This window comes from Nocardiopsis sp. N85, from assembly GCF_028882275.1.
Taxonomy (GTDB): Bacteria; Actinomycetota; Actinomycetes; order Streptosporangiales; family Streptosporangiaceae; genus Nocardiopsis; species Nocardiopsis lambiniae.
The window spans coordinates 361,312-378,469 of sequence record NZ_JARBUT010000001.1; the positions used below are offsets into that span (position 1 = coordinate 361,312).

At 71.8% G+C, this 17,158-nt stretch carries 16 protein-coding genes; 6 read left to right on the top strand and 10 right to left on the bottom strand.

Going from position 1 to position 17,158, the window contains the following annotated elements; all coding sequences use genetic code 11:
- Nucleotides 1-84: 84 nt before the first annotated feature.
- From PWG71_RS01440 to PWG71_RS01455, 4 genes are all read left to right on the top strand, one after another.
- A complete protein-coding gene (locus tag PWG71_RS01440) occupies nucleotides 85-279 on the top strand; it encodes a DUF3046 domain-containing protein (protein WP_274807609.1) in 195 nt (64 codons plus the stop codon).
- A gap of 167 nt (nucleotides 280-446) precedes the next feature.
- Nucleotides 447-1,592 carry a recombinase RecA gene (gene recA / locus PWG71_RS01445; RefSeq protein WP_446724959.1) on the top strand — a complete coding sequence of 382 codons (1,146 nt, stop codon included), beginning with the start codon at nucleotides 447-449 and terminating at the stop codon, nucleotides 1,590-1,592.
- Nucleotides 1,585-2,148 (top strand): regulatory protein RecX, encoded by a 564-nt coding sequence (locus PWG71_RS01450; RefSeq protein WP_274807611.1) that lies wholly within the window; start codon nucleotides 1,585-1,587, stop codon nucleotides 2,146-2,148. Before recA ends, PWG71_RS01450 begins: the two co-directional genes overlap by 8 nt.
- 209 nt (nucleotides 2,149-2,357) lie before the next feature.
- Entirely contained in the window at nucleotides 2,358-2,690 is a 333-nt protein-coding gene (locus PWG71_RS01455) for a glyoxalase superfamily protein (protein ID WP_274807612.1), read from the top strand.
- A 34-nt stretch (nucleotides 2,691-2,724) separates the two neighbouring features.
- Here PWG71_RS01455 and PWG71_RS01460 read toward each other — a convergent pair whose 3' ends face one another.
- The 5 genes from PWG71_RS01460 to PWG71_RS01480 form a co-directional block, all read right to left on the bottom strand.
- Complete coding sequence (locus PWG71_RS01460) at nucleotides 2,725-4,860, bottom strand: S9 family peptidase (protein ID WP_274807613.1); 2,136 nt, start codon at nucleotides 4,858-4,860, stop codon at nucleotides 2,725-2,727.
- A 304-nt stretch (nucleotides 4,861-5,164) separates the two neighbouring features.
- Nucleotides 5,165-6,229, bottom strand: a complete 1,065-nt coding sequence (locus tag PWG71_RS01465; RefSeq protein ID WP_274807614.1) for an amino acid ABC transporter permease — start codon at nucleotides 6,227-6,229, stop codon at nucleotides 5,165-5,167.
- Nucleotides 6,226-6,900: an amino acid ABC transporter permease gene (locus tag PWG71_RS01470; protein ID WP_274807615.1), complete on the bottom strand. Its 675-nt coding sequence runs from the start codon at nucleotides 6,898-6,900 to the stop codon at nucleotides 6,226-6,228. Before PWG71_RS01470 ends, PWG71_RS01465 begins: the two co-directional genes overlap by 4 nt.
- Nucleotides 6,901-6,979: 79 nt before the next feature.
- Nucleotides 6,980-7,852, bottom strand: coding sequence for a glutamate ABC transporter substrate-binding protein (locus tag PWG71_RS01475; protein ID WP_274807616.1), 873 nt, complete (start codon nucleotides 7,850-7,852; stop codon nucleotides 6,980-6,982).
- 68 nt (nucleotides 7,853-7,920) lie between these two features.
- The gene (locus tag PWG71_RS01480; RefSeq protein WP_274807617.1) at nucleotides 7,921-8,664 is read right to left on the bottom strand and encodes an amino acid ABC transporter ATP-binding protein; all 744 of its coding nucleotides are present in this window, start codon (nucleotides 8,662-8,664) and stop codon (nucleotides 7,921-7,923) included.
- Nucleotides 8,665-9,014: 350 nt separating this feature from the next.
- Here PWG71_RS01480 and miaB point away from each other — a divergent pair, with 350 nt between their 5' ends.
- Entirely contained in the window at nucleotides 9,015-10,481 is a 1,467-nt protein-coding gene (gene miaB / locus PWG71_RS01485) for a tRNA (N6-isopentenyl adenosine(37)-C2)-methylthiotransferase MiaB (protein WP_274808107.1), read from the top strand.
- A 238-nt stretch (nucleotides 10,482-10,719) separates the two neighbouring features.
- Here the strand turns inward: miaB and miaA are convergent, their stop codons facing one another.
- A complete protein-coding gene (miaA, locus tag PWG71_RS01490) occupies nucleotides 10,720-11,709 on the bottom strand; it encodes a tRNA (adenosine(37)-N6)-dimethylallyltransferase MiaA (RefSeq protein WP_274807618.1) in 990 nt (329 codons plus the stop codon).
- 132 nt (nucleotides 11,710-11,841) lie between these two features.
- On the opposite strand from miaA, the gene dapF reads away from it, so the two are divergent.
- Nucleotides 11,842-12,660 carry a diaminopimelate epimerase gene (gene dapF, locus PWG71_RS01495; protein WP_274807619.1) on the top strand — a complete coding sequence of 273 codons (819 nt, stop codon included), beginning with the start codon at nucleotides 11,842-11,844 and terminating at the stop codon, nucleotides 12,658-12,660.
- A 48-nt stretch (nucleotides 12,661-12,708) separates the two neighbouring features.
- Here the strand turns inward: dapF and PWG71_RS01500 are convergent, their stop codons facing one another.
- From PWG71_RS01500 to PWG71_RS01515, 4 genes are all read right to left on the bottom strand, one after another.
- Nucleotides 12,709-13,803 carry a CU044_5270 family protein gene (locus PWG71_RS01500; RefSeq protein ID WP_274807620.1) on the bottom strand — a complete coding sequence of 365 codons (1,095 nt, stop codon included), beginning with the start codon at nucleotides 13,801-13,803 and terminating at the stop codon, nucleotides 12,709-12,711.
- A complete protein-coding gene (locus PWG71_RS01505; RefSeq protein ID WP_274807621.1) occupies nucleotides 13,770-14,345 on the bottom strand; it encodes an RNA polymerase sigma factor in 576 nt (191 codons plus the stop codon). Before PWG71_RS01505 ends, PWG71_RS01500 begins: the two co-directional genes overlap by 34 nt.
- A 148-nt stretch (nucleotides 14,346-14,493) precedes the next feature.
- A complete protein-coding gene (locus PWG71_RS01510) occupies nucleotides 14,494-15,807 on the bottom strand; it encodes a (Fe-S)-binding protein (protein ID WP_274807622.1) in 1,314 nt (437 codons plus the stop codon).
- On the bottom strand, nucleotides 15,804-17,150 hold the full coding sequence (locus tag PWG71_RS01515) for an FAD-binding oxidoreductase (RefSeq protein ID WP_274807623.1): 1,347 nt from the start codon (nucleotides 17,148-17,150) through the stop codon (nucleotides 15,804-15,806). The genes PWG71_RS01510 and PWG71_RS01515 overlap by 4 nt, the downstream gene beginning before the upstream one ends.
- Nucleotides 17,151-17,158 lie beyond the last annotated feature (8 nt).

A 17,158-nucleotide genomic window follows, 5' to 3' on the forward strand; every position in this document is an offset into this window, starting at 1 on the left:
ACCGACGAATCCGGGGAGGCGATCGGACGGGGCCTGTGGACGACTCCCCCTGAAGGGTCGGGCCGATCGGCGATACTGAGGCCGATGAGACTCACAGTGTTCTGGCGCAACATGCACGAACAGTTCGGCGAGGCGTACGCGGAGAGCCTGGCCGTGGACTACGTCCTCGCGGGACTCGACTCGCGGACCGTCCACCGGGCGCTCGCCGACGGGGTCGCCCCCAAAGAGGTCTGGCGGGCCGTGTGCGAGGCGTTCGACCTCCCCGCGGCCGTGCGATGAACAACGAACGGAGGACGACTTTCCCGCGTTCGAACCGATAATCGAACAGGGGTTCGGGTAGGCTGGGGTTGTCCACAGGCCGACGCCGGACATCGCGATTGTCGGACCGACCGCGTAGCGTCGTGCGCATCATGAAGAAGAAGGCATCGACCCAACAGGGGTATCCCGTGGCATCTGGAGACCGAGAGAAGGCTCTCGAAACCGCACTCGCGCAGATCGAGCGACAGTTCGGCAAGGGCTCCGTCATGCGCCTGGGCGATGACGACCGTCCGCCCATCGAGTCGATCCCCAGCGGGGCGATCGCCCTCGACGTCGCCCTGGGCATCGGAGGCCTGCCCCGCGGCCGCATCGTCGAGATCTACGGCCCCGAGTCGAGCGGAAAGACCACCGTCGCGCTGCACGCGGTGGCCAACGCGCAGAAGGCCGGCGGCATCGCCGCGTTCGTCGACGCCGAGCACGCCCTGGACCCCGACTACGCCGGCAAGATCGGCGTCGACACCGACAACCTGCTGCTGTCGCAGCCGGACACCGGTGAGCAGGCGCTGGAGATCGTGGACATGCTGATCCGCTCCGGCGCGGTCTCCGTCATCGTCATCGACTCCGTGGCGGCCCTGGTGCCCCGCGCCGAGATCGAGGGCGAGATGGGCGACAGCCACGTCGGCCTCCAGGCCCGCCTCATGTCGCAGGCGCTGCGCAAGATCGCCGGTGCCCTGCACCAGACCAACACCACCGCGATCTTCATCAACCAGCTCCGCGAGAAGGTCGGCGTGATGTTCGGCTCCCCGGAGACCACCAGCGGTGGTCGGGCGCTGAAGTTCTACTCGTCGGTGCGTCTGGACGTGCGACGCATCGAGACCCTCAAGGACGGCACCGACGCGGTCGGCAACCGCACCCGGGTCAAGGTCGTCAAGAACAAGGTCGCTCCGCCCTTCAAGCAGGCCGAGTTCGACATCCTCTACGGTGTGGGCATCTCCCGCGAGGGCAGCCTCATCGACCTGGGCGTGGAGAACGGCATCGTGCGCAAGTCGGGCGCCTGGTACACCTACGACGGCACCCAGCTCGGCCAGGGCAAGGAGAACGCGCGCAACTTCCTGCGCGAGAACTCCGACATCGCCAACGAGGTCGAGAAGAAGATCAAGGAGAAGCTCGGCGTCTCCACCGGAGACGACAGCGCCTCGGGCCCGGAGGCCCCCAAGGCGGCGGCCACTGACAAGGCCCCCGCCGCGGCTCTGGCGACCGAGGCCAAGGCTCCGGCCAAGAAGGCCCCGGCGGCCAAGACCACCACCGTCAAGGCGCCCGCGACGGATGCGTGAGCCGGACGCCCCGCCGGACGGTGACGACGGTCCCGACGCCGCATCGGCTTCCGGCGGGGAGAAGGCGCTGAACAGGGCCCGTACCCTGGCCCTACGGATGCTCGCGCACAAGCCGCGCACCGCGGCGCAGCTGGAGACGGGACTGCTCCGCCGCGGTCACTCCGAGGAGGTCGTCACCGCGATCGTCGAGGAGTGCACGGCGGCGGGGCTGGTGGACGACACCGCCTTCTCCCGCGCCTGGGTGAGCTCCCGCCACCACGGCCGGGGCCTGTCCCGCAACGCCCTGACCAGGGAGCTGCGCACCCGGGGCGTGGACGAGGACACCGTGCGCGAGGCGGTCGCCGAACTCAGCGACGACGATGAGGACGAGGCCGCCCGCGTCCTGGCCCGGCGCAGCCTCGCCGGTAGCCGGGGCCGCGAACGCGACACCCGGGTCCGCCGGGCCGTGGGCGTCCTGGCCCGCAAGGGATACGGGGGCGGCCTGGCCTACCGGGTCGTCCGCGAGGAGCTGGAGGCCGAGGGCGTCGAGACCGACCCTGGGTTCTCCGGCTCCTGAAGCCCGTCCCGGTGCGCGCGACACGGGGCACGGTGACCGATGGCGGGGCCGGAGTCCGTTCCTCGAACGGTCGGGAGCGGGTCCGCGCACGCAAGGCGGGCGGGACGGACGCCATCGTTCGGTCGCCCCGCGACGAGACCTCGGGGCCGGACCGCGTCGTCGGAGCGGCGAGCCCGGGGCACGTCTTCTTCACGAGAGGAGAAGGGTCCATGACCGAGGAGGTCGTCCCGATCCTGCGGGTGGCCGACGCCGCCACGGCGGCGCGGTGGTACGCGCGGCTCGGGTTCGCGTTCGGCTGGGAGCACCGGTTCGAGCCGGGGTTCCCGGCGTTCGTCGAGGTGCACCGGGGGAGCGTCCGCCTGTTCCTGTCCGAGCACACCGGTGACGCACGCCCCGACACCCTCGTCTACCTGCGCCTGACCGACGTCGACGCGATCGCGGCCGAGTTCGGCGTCCCGGTGGAGGAGGCGCCATGGGGCCGGGAGCTGGCGCTGCGCGACCCCGACGGCAATCGGCTGCGGGTGGGCGAACCGGCCGACTGAACCCGGATGGTGGCCGGTCGGGGGCCCGCGCGGCTCAGTTCTCGTGTGCGGACGCGGGTTCCGCCGTCTTCACGGCCTCCGACCCTTCGGCGGACTCCGTGTCCTCGATCCCCTCCGGGGCGACGACGGACGCGGCCGAGACCCCGCCCGGCGGGGTCACCAGCGGCTCGGCGCCATCCGTCGGCTCCGGTTCCGGCTCGGGGCGCGGTGCGGGCGGCTCGGTGGCCAGTTCCAGCGGCGGTACGTCCGCCTCGAAGCCGAACACCCGGGCGTACAGTCCCAGTTCCGCCTCCAGCGACTCGCGCCGGGCCCTCTCACCGGTGAACCCGTGCGCCTCGCCCTCGAACTCCACCAACGCGTACGGCACGGTGCGCTCGCCCAGCGCCGTGGCCATGGCGAACGCCTGGTCCGGTGTCACCACCGGGTCGTCCAGGCCCTGGAGCAGCAGCACCGGCACCTCGATCTCCGAGGTCCGGTTGATCGGCGACCGTTCCCGGTACCGCTCCACGAACCCCGGCAGCAGCCCCACCAGCGAGTCCAGGAAGCGCGACTCGAAATCGTGGGTGGTGCGCGCCAGGCCCAACAGGTCGGCCACGCCGAAGTAGGACACCCCGCAGGCGAACACGTCCCCGGTCACCGCCGACAGCGCGGTGTACCCGCCCGCGCTCGGGCCGCGCACCGCCAACCGTCCGGCGTCGGCCCTTCCCTCCTCCACGAGGGCCCGCGCGACGGCCGTGACGTCCTCCACGTCCACCACGCCCCACTCCTTGTCCAGGCGTTTGCGGTAGGAGCGGCCGTATCCGGTGGACCCGCCGTAGTTGACGTCCACGATGCCGATGCCCCGGCTGGTGAAGTAGGCCTTCACGGGGTCGAACGCGATGGTGGAGTGCGACACCGGCCCGCCGTGCGCCCACACCACGTAGGGCGCGGGCCCTTCCGGGGAGCGTTCCGGATGGGTCGGCGGGTAGACGTTGGCGTGCACCGACGCGCCGTAGCGCCCGGGGAGGGTGACCTTGCGGGGGATCGGAAGGTAGGCCGGGTCGGGCATCGCCTCCACCGACCGGTGCAGGATCTCCACCCGGCCCGCCACCGGGTCCAGCCGGACCAGGGAATGCGGGACGGTCGGCGACGACGCCACCGCGACCACGCCGTGTCCGTCGGTGTCGAGCATCGACCACGACGTCAGGTCGGTGTCCACCGGTGCCAGGTCCAGGGTGTCGGGGTCGTACACCCCGGGCGCCATGTCGGCGTCGCCGTGCAGCGCGACCACCTTCCCCGAGTCCAGGACGCAGAACGACCGGTCGCCCAGCCGCCCCGGCGGTGCGTGGAACTCCTCCTCCGCCGGGTACAGGGCGATCGCCGGGCCGGTGAGCCCCACCTGGTAGAGGTTCCACCAGCCGGGCCAGTCCGAGGCCACGTACAGCGTGGAGGGGGAGTTCCACACGGGGGAGACCACCGACTCCTCCGAGGACCCCCTGAGCGTGTACTCACCGGTCAGGCCGCTGTCGGTGAGCAGACCCATCCGCAGCTCGGTCCCGTCCCAGGGCATCTTGGGGTGATTCCAGCGCACGTACGCGAGCCGGCTCCCGTCGGGAGAGGGGGCCGGTGAGGCGTAGAAGTCGGCGCCCGAGACCACCTCGCGCACCGCCGCGGCGTCGTTCGCGCCCCGGCCGGACAGCGGCACCGACACGATCGACCGCCGTACCGTGCCGCCGGCGTGGTGCTCGCGCACGCACAGGACGCTGCGGCCGTCGGGGCCGACCACCGGATCGGCGTGGCGCAGGGCCGCGGGGACGGCCGGTTCGGGGGTGAGCGGTACCGGTTCGGAGGACCCGTGCTCCAACAGGTACAGGCGCTGATCGGGGGAGTTGACGAAGACGACACCCATGCGGACCAGGGCCTTGTCGTCGCGCCGGGGCACCGGGCGGAAGGACCGCCCCCCGTACTCGTGCACACGGCTGCCGACGCTCCACGGTGCCGCCAGCAGGTCGGTCACCGTGCCGTTCGCGGCGCGCCGCATGATGGTCCGGCGGCCCTCCTCGGGCCGGGCCTCCTCCCACCAGACCTCGTCTCCCACGATGGAGGGGAAGGCGATGGCGCGCACTCCCCGGGCGACGTCGGCGGCACTGATGGGCGATGGCCAGGAGCCGTGACTCGACAGTTCAGACATGTCCCGCTCAGGATGGGTCGTGGGGTGTATGGGTGACATGTCGACCTTAGTCCTCGCACGGGCGCGTGTGCAGTCCCGCCGGATCCCGTATCCGTCTTTTGATCTTCTCCGCCGCAAGGCGGGGCGGGGCCCTCCGCAGGGGCGGCTCCGTTCGCGCGGAGGGTCCCACGGCGTCGGTCCCCGGACCTCCCGCCTCGGGGCCGGGGCGACCTCCGGGGAACCGCGGAGGTCCGTCGGGTGCCGGCCGGGAGAACGGACGACGGCCCCGCCGTGGGGGCGGGGCCGTCGATCGGACACGGGAGGGTCAGTCCCGGCGTTCCTCGTCCTCGTCGTCGGGCCGCTCGTCGGTCTCCGTGACCGACGTCGACGGCTCCCCCGTGGAGAACGCGGCGGACGTGCCCGCGGTCGCTCCGGCCGCGGTGCCGGTGGCCTCGATCGCGACCGGGGCGCCCCCGGCGGCCGTCGGCTTGGCGGAGGGACGGCCGCGTCGGGCGTTGCGCCGCTCCAACCAGATCGCGCACCGGCTGAGGGTCATGTTGATGATGATGTAGATGACGGCGCAGATGATCGCCGCGGGGATCACGTTGCTCTCCCGGGTGGCCAGGAGGGTGAAGCTGCGCAGCAGCTCCGGGAAGGCCACGATGTAGCCGAGCGCGGAGTCCTTGAGCAGGACGACCAGCTGGGCGACGATCGCGGGCATCATCGAGGTGATCGCCTGCGGGATCAGGATCTGCCACATGGTCTGCGACCTGGTCATCCCGATGGCCTGGGACGCCTCGGACTGTCCCTTGGGCACGGCCAGGACGCCCGCCCGGAACACCTCCGCGAGCACCGAGCCGTTGTACAGGGTCAGACCGACGACGACCGCGGCCAACGCGGTCACCTGGAAGGTGCCGGTCGGGATGTCGAACAGCTGCCAGGCCACGATGGGCAGGGCCATGGTGAAGAAGATGAGGATCAGCAGCGGGATGCCGCGGAAGAACTCCACGACCGCCCCGGACGGGATCCGGATCCACCAGCGCTCCGACATCCGGCCGATGCCGAAGACCAGACCGAACAGGATCGCCAGCACCGACGCCGTCAGCGCGGCCGTCAGGGTGTTCTGGAGACCCGGCAGGACGTAGGAGGTCCAGGTGTCGGGCCGCAGGAACGGCTCCCACTTGTCGGCCGCCCACTGCCCCTCCGGGTTGACCGCCCAGACGGCGGACGAGAACAGCGGGTCCTCACGGTCCACCAGGGTCCTGTTGAACCCCAGGTAGAGGATCGCCAGGCCCACCAGCGCCAACACGACGGTGAAGACCGTGTAGAGGGCGTTGCGCATGCGGGCCTTGGGCCCGGGAACGTCGAAGAGAACGGACTGGGCGCTCATCGGACCACCGCCACGCGCTTGGAGAGCCAACCGAAGAAGTAGCCCGTCGGCAGGGTCAGGATCAGGAAGCCGATCGCGAACCCGAGGAAGGTCGGCAGGACCGGCGCGATGCCCTGATCGAACATGAGCTTCATCTGTCGGGACGCCTCCTGGACGCCCAGCCCCGCGACGGAGGCGACGGTGGTGTTCTTGGTGAGGGCGATGAGCACGCTGCCCAGCGGGCCCACGACGGCGCGCAGTGCCTGGGGGATGACGATCAGGCTCAGGTTCTGGGTGAAGGTCAGGCCCAGGGAGCGGGCGGCCTCGACCTGGCCCAGGGGGATGGTGTTGATGCCCGAGCGCAGTGACTCGGACACGAAGCAGGCGGTGTAGGCGGACAGGCCGATGACCGCCCACCAGAACACGTCCCACATGACGCGGTCGTGCAGGCTCAGGCCCAGGGCGCTGTTGAGGCCCAGACCGCAGAACAACAGCACCAGGGTCAGCGGCGTGTTCCGGATGCCTTCGACGTAGGCCGTGGACAGACCGCGCAGCAGCGGGACGGGGGAGACCCGCATCGCGGTGAGCAGGATGCCCAGGACGAAGGAGAAGAAAGCGCTGAAGAGGGTCAGCCGGACGGTCCATGAGAAACCGTCGACAACCCTGTCGATATTGCTGAGAAAGGCTTCCATGGGTCCCAGCCGGTCAAGGGCCGGGCGGTGGTGCCGGAGGGTTCCGGCACCACCGCCCGGCCGGGGTCAGATGACGGTCTTAGGCGCAGGCGCCGAGCTCGGGGACGTTCTCCTCGTAGGAGAAGTCGGTGTCACCGAACGCCGCCTCCAGGAACTCGGTGGCCTTGCCCTCGTCCCACATCTTGGTGATGGCCGCGTTGACCTCTTCGCAGCGCTCGGTCGAGCCGGCGGGCAGGCCGACGCCGTACTGCTCCTCGCCGAACGGGGCGTTGACGACCCGGTACTGGTCCGGGTTCTGGGCGGCGAAGCCCGCCAGGATGGTGTTGTCGGTGGTCACCGCGTCGACGGTGCCGTTGCCGAGGAGCTCCAGGCACTCGGAGTAGTTGCCGGCCTCGCGCAGCTCGGCGTCGATGCCCAGGCCGCCCTCGTCCTCGGAGTCGACGATGGTGTTGGCGGAGCGGGAGCCGGAGGCGGAGCAGAGCACCTTGTCGGCCAGGTCGTCGGGGCCGTTGATGTCGGTGTTGTCGGCCTGGGTCAGGATGTCCTGCTGGGCGACGTAGTACGGGCCGGCGAAGTCCACGACCTGGCGGCGCTCGTCGGTGATGGAGTAGGTCGCCACGACCATGTCGACGGTGCCCTGCTGGAGGAACGCCTCGCGGTTGGCGGAGGCGGCCTCCTCCCACTGGATCTGGTCCGGGGAGTAACCGAGCTCACCGGCGATGTAGGTGGCGACGTCCACGTCGAAACCGACCGGGGCGCTGCCTTCGAGCAGGCCGAGGCCGGGCTGGTCGTACTTGACACCGATGGTGATGGTGTCGCCGCCGCCGTTGCCGTTGCCCTCGCCGCCGTCACCGTCGCCGTCACCGCCGACGTCGGCGGTGCCACAGGCGGTGAGAGCGAGGGCCAGGGCCGCGGCGCTGCCCAGAGCGGTGCTGATGCGACGGACTCGCATGGGGTGTACCTCTTCCTTGGGTGTTCGTGCGAAGCTCACACGACCCTTGTCCGGGCCGCGGGGGGAAGCTAGTGGGTCAGAATCTTGGAGAGGAAGTCCTGGGCCCGCTCCGACCGCGGGTTGGTGAAGAACTCTTCGGGGGTGTTCTCCTCGACGATCTCCCCGTCGGCCATGAACACGACCCGGTTGGCGGCACGACGGGCGAAGCCCATCTCGTGGGTGACCACGACCATGGTCATGCCCTCGCTCGCCAGGTCGGTCATGACGTCCAGGACCTCTTGGACCATCTCCGGGTCCAGCGCGGAGGTCGGCTCGTCGAACAGGAGGACCTTGGGGTTCATCGCCAGGGCACGGGCGATGGCCACACGCTGCTGCTGGCCGCCGGAGAGCTGGGCCGGGTACTTGTCGGCCTGCTCGCCGATGCGGACCCGTTCCAGCAGCTCCATGCCGCGGGCGTCGGCCTCGGTCCTGGACTTGCGCAGGACCTTCATCGGTCCCAGCGTCACGTTCTGCAACACGGTCTTGTGCGCGAACAGGTTGAACGACTGGAACACCATGCCCACATCGCTGCGCAGACGCGCGAGCGCGCGCCCCTCGGCCGGGAGCGGTTGACCATCGAGGGTGATCACGCCCGAGTCGATGCCCTCCAGGCGGTTGATCGTGCGGCACAGTGTCGACTTGCCGGACCCTGACGGCCCGATGACGACCACCACCTCGCCGGAGTTAACCGTCAGATCGATGTCGCGGAGCACGTGCAGGTCGCCGAAATGCTTGTTGACGTTCTCCAGCACGACGAGAGGAGTTGAGGTCATGGTGGGAACCTAGTGTGTTGTTGTTGCCGTGTCATCACGAAAACGCGGACCGCTCATGGAGTAGCAGACTTGTTACGGCGTGATCCGCGAAACCGTTATCGGTTCGAAGGATTAAATTCTCGTCCGTTGCGCAGAGTGGCCGTTTCGTCCTCCAGAGTCCCGCCCGGCGTGACGTGCGGGCTGCCGATGTCCCCCTTCCTTCCCCGGTCACGGGCTCGACACCCGCGGCCCTCGGCGGCGTTCCGGAGCGGTCCCCGACGGGGCCGGGCCGTGACCGGATCGGTGGAGGGCGTCGGCGGGTCCGCGGCACCGGATAGCCTGGAACCGTGAGCCAGAGTCGTACCTACCAAGTGCGGACCTACGGCTGCCAGATGAACGTCCACGACTCCGAGCGCCTCTCCGGTCTGCTGGAGGACGCTGGGTACGCTCGGGCGGCCGAGGACACCACCGCGGACATCGTCGTCTTCAACACCTGTGCGGTCCGGGAGAACGCGGACAATCGCCTGTACGGCAACCTCGGGCATCTGCGCCCGGTCAAGGACGCCAACCCCGGCATGCAGATCGCCGTCGGGGGCTGCCTGGCGCAGAAGGACCGGGGTGAGATCGTCCGGCGTGCCCCCTGGGTCGACGTCGTGTTCGGCACCCACAACATCGGCTCCCTGCCGGCCCTCCTGGAACGCGCCCGCGTCCAGAAGGAGGCGCAGGTCGAGATCGCCGAGTCGCTGGAGCACTTCCCCTCCACGCTGCCCAGCCGTCGCGAGTCGGCGTACGCGGCGTGGGTGTCGATCTCGGTCGGGTGCAACAACACCTGCACCTTCTGCATCGTCCCGGCGCTGCGCGGCAAGGAACAGGACCGTCGCCCCGGCGACGTCCTCGCCGAGGTGCGCGCCCTGGTCGCGGAGGGCGTCAGCGAGATCACCCTGCTCGGCCAGAACGTCAACGCCTACGGCAGCGGATTCGGCGACCGGCAGGCCTTCTCCAAACTGCTGCGCGCCTGCGGTGAGATCGAAGGGCTGGAGCGGGTCCGCTTCACCTCCCCTCACCCGCGCGACTTCACCGATGACGTCATCGAGGCGATGGCCGAGACCCCCAACGTCATGCCGCAGCTGCACATGCCGTTGCAGTCGGGTTCCAGCCGCGTCCTCAAGGCGATGCGCCGCTCCTACCGCCAGGAGCGTTTCCTGGGCATCGTGGAGAAGGTGCGCGAGGTCATGCCGCACGCCGCCATCACCACCGACATCATCGTGGGCTTCCCCGGCGAGACCGAGGAGGACTTCGTGGAGACGCTGCACGTGGTCCGGGAGGCCCGCTTCTCCGCCGCGTTCACCTTCCAGTACTCCAAGCGCCCCGGTACCCCGGCCGCGACCATGGACGACCAGGTGCCGCCGGAGGTCGTCAAGGACCGCTACCAGCGACTGGTCGACCTCCAGGAGGAGATCTCCTGGGAGGAGAACAAGAAGTTGGTCGGCACCGAGGTCGAACTGCTGGTGGCCGACGGCGAGGGCCGCAAGGACGGAGAGCACCGCCGCCTGTCCGGCCGCGCCCCCGACAACCGCCTGGTGCACTTCGCCGTCGGTGACGGCGAGGAGCCCCGACCGGGCGACGTGGTGACCGTCCGGGTGACCTACGCGGCACCGCACCACCTGGTGGCCGACTCCGGGGTGCGGCGGCTGCGCCGTACGCGCGCCGGCGACGCCTGGGCGGCCCGCAACGGCGAGCCCGTCCAGGAGAAGAAGCCCGACGTCCTGTTGGGCATGCCCCGTATCGGCAGGCCCGCCGAGCAGCCCGCCCCCGTCGGCGGCTGCGACCTCGTCTGACCGACACCCGTGTCGTGGACGGCCCCGGTGCTCCGGCACCGGGGCCGTCGTCGTGGGGCGGGAGGCCGCCCCGTTCGCGTGCGCCCTCCCGGGGCGTTCACCCGAGGGGTGGGGGGCACTCCTCCAGCGCCGCGCGGGCTTGCCCGGGCCGGCCGTCGAACAGGGCGACGACCTCGGGGCGCGCGGCGACGCGGGGACGGCGGTCTCCTCCGGGCCCCGGCGCACGGCCTCGACGCGGCTACAGACCTCGGGGGACCATCGTGGCGATGTCCACCAACGCCTCGCCGGGATCCTCGACGGAGGTCGACAACGCCGTCTCCACCCGGTTCAACGCCCGCTCCAACAGATCCGGGGCGTCGTAGGGCAGCCACCGCACCCGCGGATCACGGCGGAACCACGACTCCTGACGGCGGACGAACCGACGGGTGGCCTGGGCGGTGGCCGCCTTGGCCTCCTCCTCCGACAACTCCCCGTCCAGCTGCGCCAGCGCCTGGGCGTACCCGAGCGCCTTGGCCGCGGTGCGCCCCTCGCGCAGTCCCTGGGAGTCCAACCTTCGGACCTCGTCGAGCAGGCCCTTCTCCCACATGCGCTCCACCCGCAGGTCGACGCGCTCGTCCAGTTCCGGGCGCGGCGCGTTCAGCCCGATCTGGGCGCACGGGTAGAAGGGCGTGTGATCGGGCAGGGTCGCCGTGAACGGCCGTCCCGTCAGCTCGATGACCTCCAGCGCCCGCACGATCCGTCGACCGTTGCCGGGCAGAATGGCCCGCGCCGCCGCCGGATCGGACTCCGCCAACCGGGCGTGCAGGACACCGGGACCCACGTCGGCCAGCTCCGACTCCAGGCGGGCGCGCACCTCGGGGTCGGTGCCGGGGAAGTCCAGATGGTCCAGGACCGCGCGCACGTACAGCCCGGACCCACCCACCAGGATCGGCAGGACGTCGCGGTCGGCGCAGTCCTCGACCCGTTCGCGGGCCATCGTCTGATAACTCGCGACGTCGGCCGGCTCGGTGACGTCCCACACGTCCAACAGATGGTGGGGCACCCCCCGCCGCTCCTCCTCGGAGAGCTTGGCGGTGCCGATGTCCATTCCCCGGTACAGCTGCATGGAGTCGGCGTTGATCACCTCACCGCGACGACCGACGCGCTCTTCCAAGCGCAGGGCCATCTCCACGGCCAGGTCGGATTTGCCCACGGCGGTCGGACCCACGACCGCGATCACCTTGATCATCTTCTCAGCCTAAGCCGCGTCGGGGCCGGTCCGGACGGTCCTGCCCTCAGAGGTCGTTCGAGGGGACCCGAAGGTGTCCTCGAAGAACCTTTCCTGACCTCTGAGGACCCTTGTGGGCACTAATCTGGGCGCATGCGATTCGCCAAGGGCCACGGCACCGAGAACGACTTCGTGATCCTCCCCGACCCCGAAGGGGAGCTCGACCTCACGGAGGCGGACGTCCGACTGCTGTGCGATCGACGCGCCGGCATCGGCGGCGACGGCATCCTGCGCGTGGTGCGCACCCGCGCGCTGGGCGAGACGCTCGCCCCGTCCGCCCGGACCGCCGAGCGCACCGGGTGGTTCATGGACTACCGCAACGCCGACGGGAGCATCGCCGAGATGTGCGGGAACGGGGTGCGGGTGTTCGCCCGCTACCTCCGCCACGCCGGGCTCGTGGACGCCGACCGATTCGAGGTCGGCACCCGCGACGGCGCCAAGCCGGTCGTGATCGAGGCGAACGGCGACGTCACCGTGGACATGGGCCGGGTGGAGCGCCTGGGGACCTCCTCGGCCGAGCTCGCCGACCGTAAGGTGCACGGCATCCGCATCTCCGTGGGCAACCCGCACCTGGCCTGCGAGATCGCGGCGCCGGTGGCCGAGGTGGACCTCACCGGTTCGCCGGTGCTGGACCCCGACGCGTTCCCCGAGGGCGCCAACGTCGAGGTCTACAACGAGGTCGGTCCGGGCCTGCTGGAGATGCGCGTCCACGAGCGCGGCGCCGGGGAGACCCGCTCCTGCGGCACCGGCATCGTGGCCACGGCCGCGGCCGCCACCCCGCCGGGGGAGGGCGCCACCTGGCGGGTGCGCGTCCTCGGCGGCGAGTGCACCGTGTTCCTCGACGCCGACGGGGCCCGGCTGCGGGGCCCCGCCGTCATCATCGCCGAGGGCGACACCACTCTCGTGTCCTGACGTCGTCGGCGCCGGACCCGGGGAAGAGGGGCCGGCGCCGACGTCCGGTCAGGGGGTCTCGCCGATCCCGGTGACCCAGCCGGACCACAGGACGGTCCGGTAGAGGATGGTCACCGGGAGTTCCAGCCCGTGCTCGTCGAGGGAGTGGTCGCTCCGCTCCTCCTCGACGAGGGTGACGTCGCGGTAGAGGACCTCCCCGGTCTCCGGGCGGAGGACGTAGCGGTACTCGTGGGTCTGGACGCCGTTCGATACCCGGACCTGGAAGAGCTCGCCCTCGCGGTCGACCGGGTCCCGGGTGGGACCGGCGTACGCGACGCCGGGGAACCCGGCGAGGACGCGCAGGGTCGCGGCCCGCTCGTCCCCGTCGAGGGGGCGGTGGTCGTAGAGGTGGTTCAGCGCGTTGACGAGGACGTCGTCGGCGAAGGGGGCGTCGGCCGGGACGTCGTCCAGACCCCAAGTGAGCAGGGTCAGGGTCAGTTCGTCGGTACCGGTGGGCAGGTCCCGGGGGAGCACGAGGCTTTCGTGGAGGGTCTCCTCGTGCTCGCGGTTCCGATCCGCGAGGAAGTCCCGGTGCTCCTCGACGTCACCACCGGTCTCCTCGGCCTCTCCGGCGGTGCCGACCTCGCGCATGTCGCCGTCCGGCCCCTGCCAGTACCGCCACTCGTAGGGGATGAACCCGGCGCTGCGCAGGTCGTCCTCGCTCGGTTCCTCCTCGGCGAAGCCCGTGATGACCAGCAGTTCCTTGCCGGTGGAGGAGACGTGCGCGGTGTCCCCCTCTCCCGGGGCGTCGCCGGAGGTCTCGGCGAGGTCGGCCAGGGCGAGCAGCCGCTCGGCACCGGGTTCGGGGGTCCCCCCCGTGACGGTGAGGGGCTCGGGCGGTGCCGCGTAGGCGGCCGGGATCCCGGCCGTACCACCACCGGTGCCGCCGATGCCGACGAACAGGGCGACGGCGGTCGCGGCGGCGACGGTGGTGGCCCCCGCGAGAACGGGGACCCTGCGCCACAGGGGACGGCGGGCGGGGGAGGCGTCGAGCATGGCGATGGCCTTCGTACGTGCGCGTTGACGATCGGAGAAGCCGACGGACTCGCCGGCGCGGGGGTCGCTGTCGTTCAGGAGCGCGCGAAGCGCGGTGACGTCGTCCACGACGCGTCCTCTCTGTCGGGGGTGTTCTCGGGGAGGTCCGCGTCGTCCATGAGCGACCGGAGGCGTCGGCGGGCACGGTGCAGGCGTCCCCGCGCGGTGACGGGCGCACAGCCCACCACCCGGGCGGCCTCCCGACTGCTCAGGCCCTCCCAGGTCACGAGCATCACGAGCTCGCGATCGGTGTCGGAGAGTCCGGCCAGGGCGGCGAGCGCCGCTTGGCGGTGGACGACCTGCTCGGCGTCGTCCCGGGAGCTCCGCCAGAGCTCCTCCGGGGGTGTGGCGACCTCGCCCCGGTCGCGGACCTCGCGCAGCTTGGCGAGGGTGATGCGTCGGGCGCAGGCGTACAGCCAGGGCAGTTCCCGGCCCTCGGGGACCTTCTCGCGTCGGCGCCAGGCGACGACGAAGGCCTCCGAGGCGACGTCGTCGGCCAGGTCGGGGCCGACCCGGCGGCGGGCGTAGGAGTACACCGCGTCGTAGTGTCGCTCGAACAACGCGTTGAAGGCGGCGTGCTCGGGTGGGTCGCCGTCATGGTCTCTCGCCATGGGCAACCTCCTCTCTGTCACCCTCTTGTGTCGCCCGGGCGGGCGTTGTTCGAGGGGCGGGAGGAGAAATCCGCGCCCGGCCGTGTGATCCGGGTCATGGCAAGGGTCCGCGGGCGGAGAGAACAGCGTATGCGCGGACGGGGACCGGTCAGGGGCGGAGAAGGCGCTCCACCGGCAGGCCGCGCAGAGAGGCGTCCAGCAACCGGGCCGTGTGCGTCACCGCCATCGGGGTGCCCGCGCGGTCCAGGGCCGAGGCGATCTGGAGCGAGCATCCCGGATTGCCCGACACCAGCAGGTCGGCCCCGGTCGACGCCGCGTCGGCGGCCTTGCGGTCGCCGAGTTCCCGGGCCGGCTCCGGCTTGAGCAGGTTGTACACGCCCGCCGACCCGCAGCAGATCTCCGCGTCGGGCAGGTCCGACACCCTCAGCTCCGGGATCGCCGCGAGCAGCGCGCGCGGCTGTCGGGTGACCCCCTGGCCGTGGGACAGGTGGCAGGCGTCGTGGTAGACCGCGTGCAGGGGGATCGGGTGCCGCTCGGCGACCGGGCCGAGCTCTACCAGGAACTCGGAGAGGTCCACGACCTTCGCGGCGAAGGCCCGACCGCGACGCACCCACGACTCGTCTTCGCCGGCCTCGGCCAGTACCCGGTCGGTGTGGCGCATCCCCGACCCGCAGCCCGCCGAGTTGACCACGATCCGCTCCACGTCGGCGCGCTCGAAGCACGCGATGAGCGCCTTGGCGAATCCGGCCGCCTCCGCGCCGCGTCCGGCGTGCCCCGACAGCGAACCGCAGCACCCCTGGTCGCGGGGGATCACGACGTCGCAGCCCTCCATCGCCAGCACCCGGGCCGTCGCCGTGTTCACCTCCGGGAAGAAGGCGTCCTGCACGCACCCCAGCGGCATTCCCACCCGTGCCCGTACCCGGCCCACCGCCGGGACCCGTTCCGGGAGCGCGGGAGGACGGGCCGACAGCGGCGGCGCGACGCGCTCCATGGTGGCCAGCGCGGGGGAGACCCGCTCCAGCAGCCCCGACCGGCGCACCAGCGACGACGCCCCCGACGCCTGGTAGGCGCGCAGCGGCCCGCGCAGCAGCCGCAACCGGCGCCGGTGGGGGAACAGCGCGAAGATCGCCCCGCGCAGCGCCCGCTCGGGCAGGGGGCGGTCGTGCTCCTCCTCCACCCGGATCCGCGTGTGCTCGATGAGCGCGTCGTAGGCCACCCCGGACGGGCACGCCGTCACGCACGCCAGACACCCCAGACAGTTGTCGAAGTGGCCGACCGCCGCCTCGGTCAGCACGTCGTCGTGGGTCTGCGCCATGAGGTGGATGCGCCCCCGAGGGGAATCCATCTCCTGCCCCCACAGCACGTGGGTGGGACAGGTGGGCAGGCAGAAGCCGCAGTGGACACAGTCGCCCAGCAGGTCCTCGAAGGACCGCGCGGTCGTCGGTTCGGACGGGTCGGTCACGGTTCCTCCCGGAGGTCGTCGGGTCTGTCGGTCACGAAACGGCCGGGCGCCAGCCGATGGCCGGGGTCCAGCGCGTCCTTGATCGCGCGCATCACCGCCAGGCCGGGTACCTCGCCCCACAGGTCCACGCCCGCCTCGTGGACGTGCGGTTCGGCGCGCAGCACCGTCGCCGACCACTCGGGGACCGAGCGCAGCCCCTCCAGGAGAAGGCCGATCACCTCGGCGGACGCGCCCGGCGGGACGGCGACGACCAGGGCTCCCGCCCGTGCCGACCCGGTCGTGCGGAGGTCCGTTCCCACGGCATCGCCCAGTTCGGCCGCACGGGCGGCCGCCGCCGCGCTCCGCGCCGGGGGCACGGACAGCCGGATCAGCGTCCCCTCGGTGGGCAGCAGCCCCCAACCGTCGGGGAGCCGGTCGGTCACCCGCACCCCGTTCTCCGGGGCACGGTCGGACGAGGTGGCGTCCTCGGTGCCGCCGTGTCCCTCGCCCCGGGCCATCGCCGTCCCACCGTCCCCGGGCGTGCCGCGGCCCTCGACGGCCAGGGCGGCGCCCAGGACGCGGACGGTCTCGTCCGCGCGGGCCTCGACCCCGGCGGAGGTGCCCTCCAGGACCACGTGGAGATGGGACCGCCCACCCGGCGCACGGTCGAGTTCCACGGCGGCGGGCACCACGGTGCTCCGGCGCAACGCGGCCAGAGCGCGCGTCGCGGCCTCGCGGGACGGCAGGGGCGCGTCGAGGACGCGCAGCGCGGGCGGCAGCGGGTGCAGCCGGAAGGCCGCCGAGGCGATGACGCCCAGCGTTCCGTACCCGCCGGTGTGCAGTTTGGCCAGGTCGTACCCGGCGACGTTCTTCACCACCCGACCGCCGCTGCGGGCGACGACCCCGTCGGCGCGCACCACCGTCATCCCGATGACCAGGTTCCGCAGCGTCCCGGTGCGCAGGCGGCGCGGCCCGCAGACGCCCGTGGCGAGCAGGCCGCCCACGGTCCCCCCGGCCCGGACGGGGTCCACCGACAGGCGTTGACCCGCCTTCGCGAGCGTCGCCGTCAGCTCGGCCACCGGGGTGCCCGCGCCGACCTCCACCACCAGATCGCCCGCGTCGTGGTCGATCCACGTCAGCGCGCCGGTGTCCACCAGCAGGTCCACGGTGCGCGGCCGGCCGCCCCAGTCCTGCGCGGTGCCTCCGCCGCGCACCGCCACCGACCAGCCGCGTTCGGCGGCCCCGGCCAGCAGACGGCCCAACGTCTCCGTGTCCCGCGGCCGTGCCACGTGCGTCGGGACGACACCGCACACGGCGTCGTCCGGCCCGCCCGCGCGGACGTCTTCGATCCCCTGCCGCGTCACACCCGCCC

Excerpts from the sequence above, each read along its gene's own strand:
- PWG71_RS01440 (WP_274807609.1), top strand. The coding sequence starts at position 85 with ATGAGACTCACAGTGTTCTGGCGCAACATGCACGAACAGTTCGGCGAG.
- PWG71_RS01450 (WP_274807611.1), top strand. The coding sequence starts at position 1,585 with ATGCGTGAGCCGGACGCCCCGCCGGACGGTGACGACGGTCCCGACGCC.
- PWG71_RS01455 (WP_274807612.1), top strand. The coding sequence starts at position 2,358 with ATGACCGAGGAGGTCGTCCCGATCCTGCGGGTGGCCGACGCCGCCACG.
- PWG71_RS01460 (WP_274807613.1), bottom strand. The coding sequence starts at position 4,860 with ATGTCTGAACTGTCGAGTCACGGCTCCTGGCCATCGCCCATCAGTGCC.
- PWG71_RS01465 (WP_274807614.1), bottom strand. The coding sequence starts at position 6,229 with ATGAGCGCCCAGTCCGTTCTCTTCGACGTTCCCGGGCCCAAGGCCCGC.
- PWG71_RS01470 (WP_274807615.1), bottom strand. The coding sequence starts at position 6,900 with ATGGAAGCCTTTCTCAGCAATATCGACAGGGTTGTCGACGGTTTCTCA.
- PWG71_RS01475 (WP_274807616.1), bottom strand. The coding sequence starts at position 7,852 with ATGCGAGTCCGTCGCATCAGCACCGCTCTGGGCAGCGCCGCGGCCCTG.
- PWG71_RS01480 (WP_274807617.1), bottom strand. The coding sequence starts at position 8,664 with ATGACCTCAACTCCTCTCGTCGTGCTGGAGAACGTCAACAAGCATTTC.
- miaA (WP_274807618.1), bottom strand. The coding sequence starts at position 11,709 with ATGATCAAGGTGATCGCGGTCGTGGGTCCGACCGCCGTGGGCAAATCC.
- dapF (WP_274807619.1), top strand. The coding sequence starts at position 11,842 with ATGCGATTCGCCAAGGGCCACGGCACCGAGAACGACTTCGTGATCCTC.
- PWG71_RS01505 (WP_274807621.1), bottom strand. The coding sequence starts at position 14,345 with ATGGCGAGAGACCATGACGGCGACCCACCCGAGCACGCCGCCTTCAAC.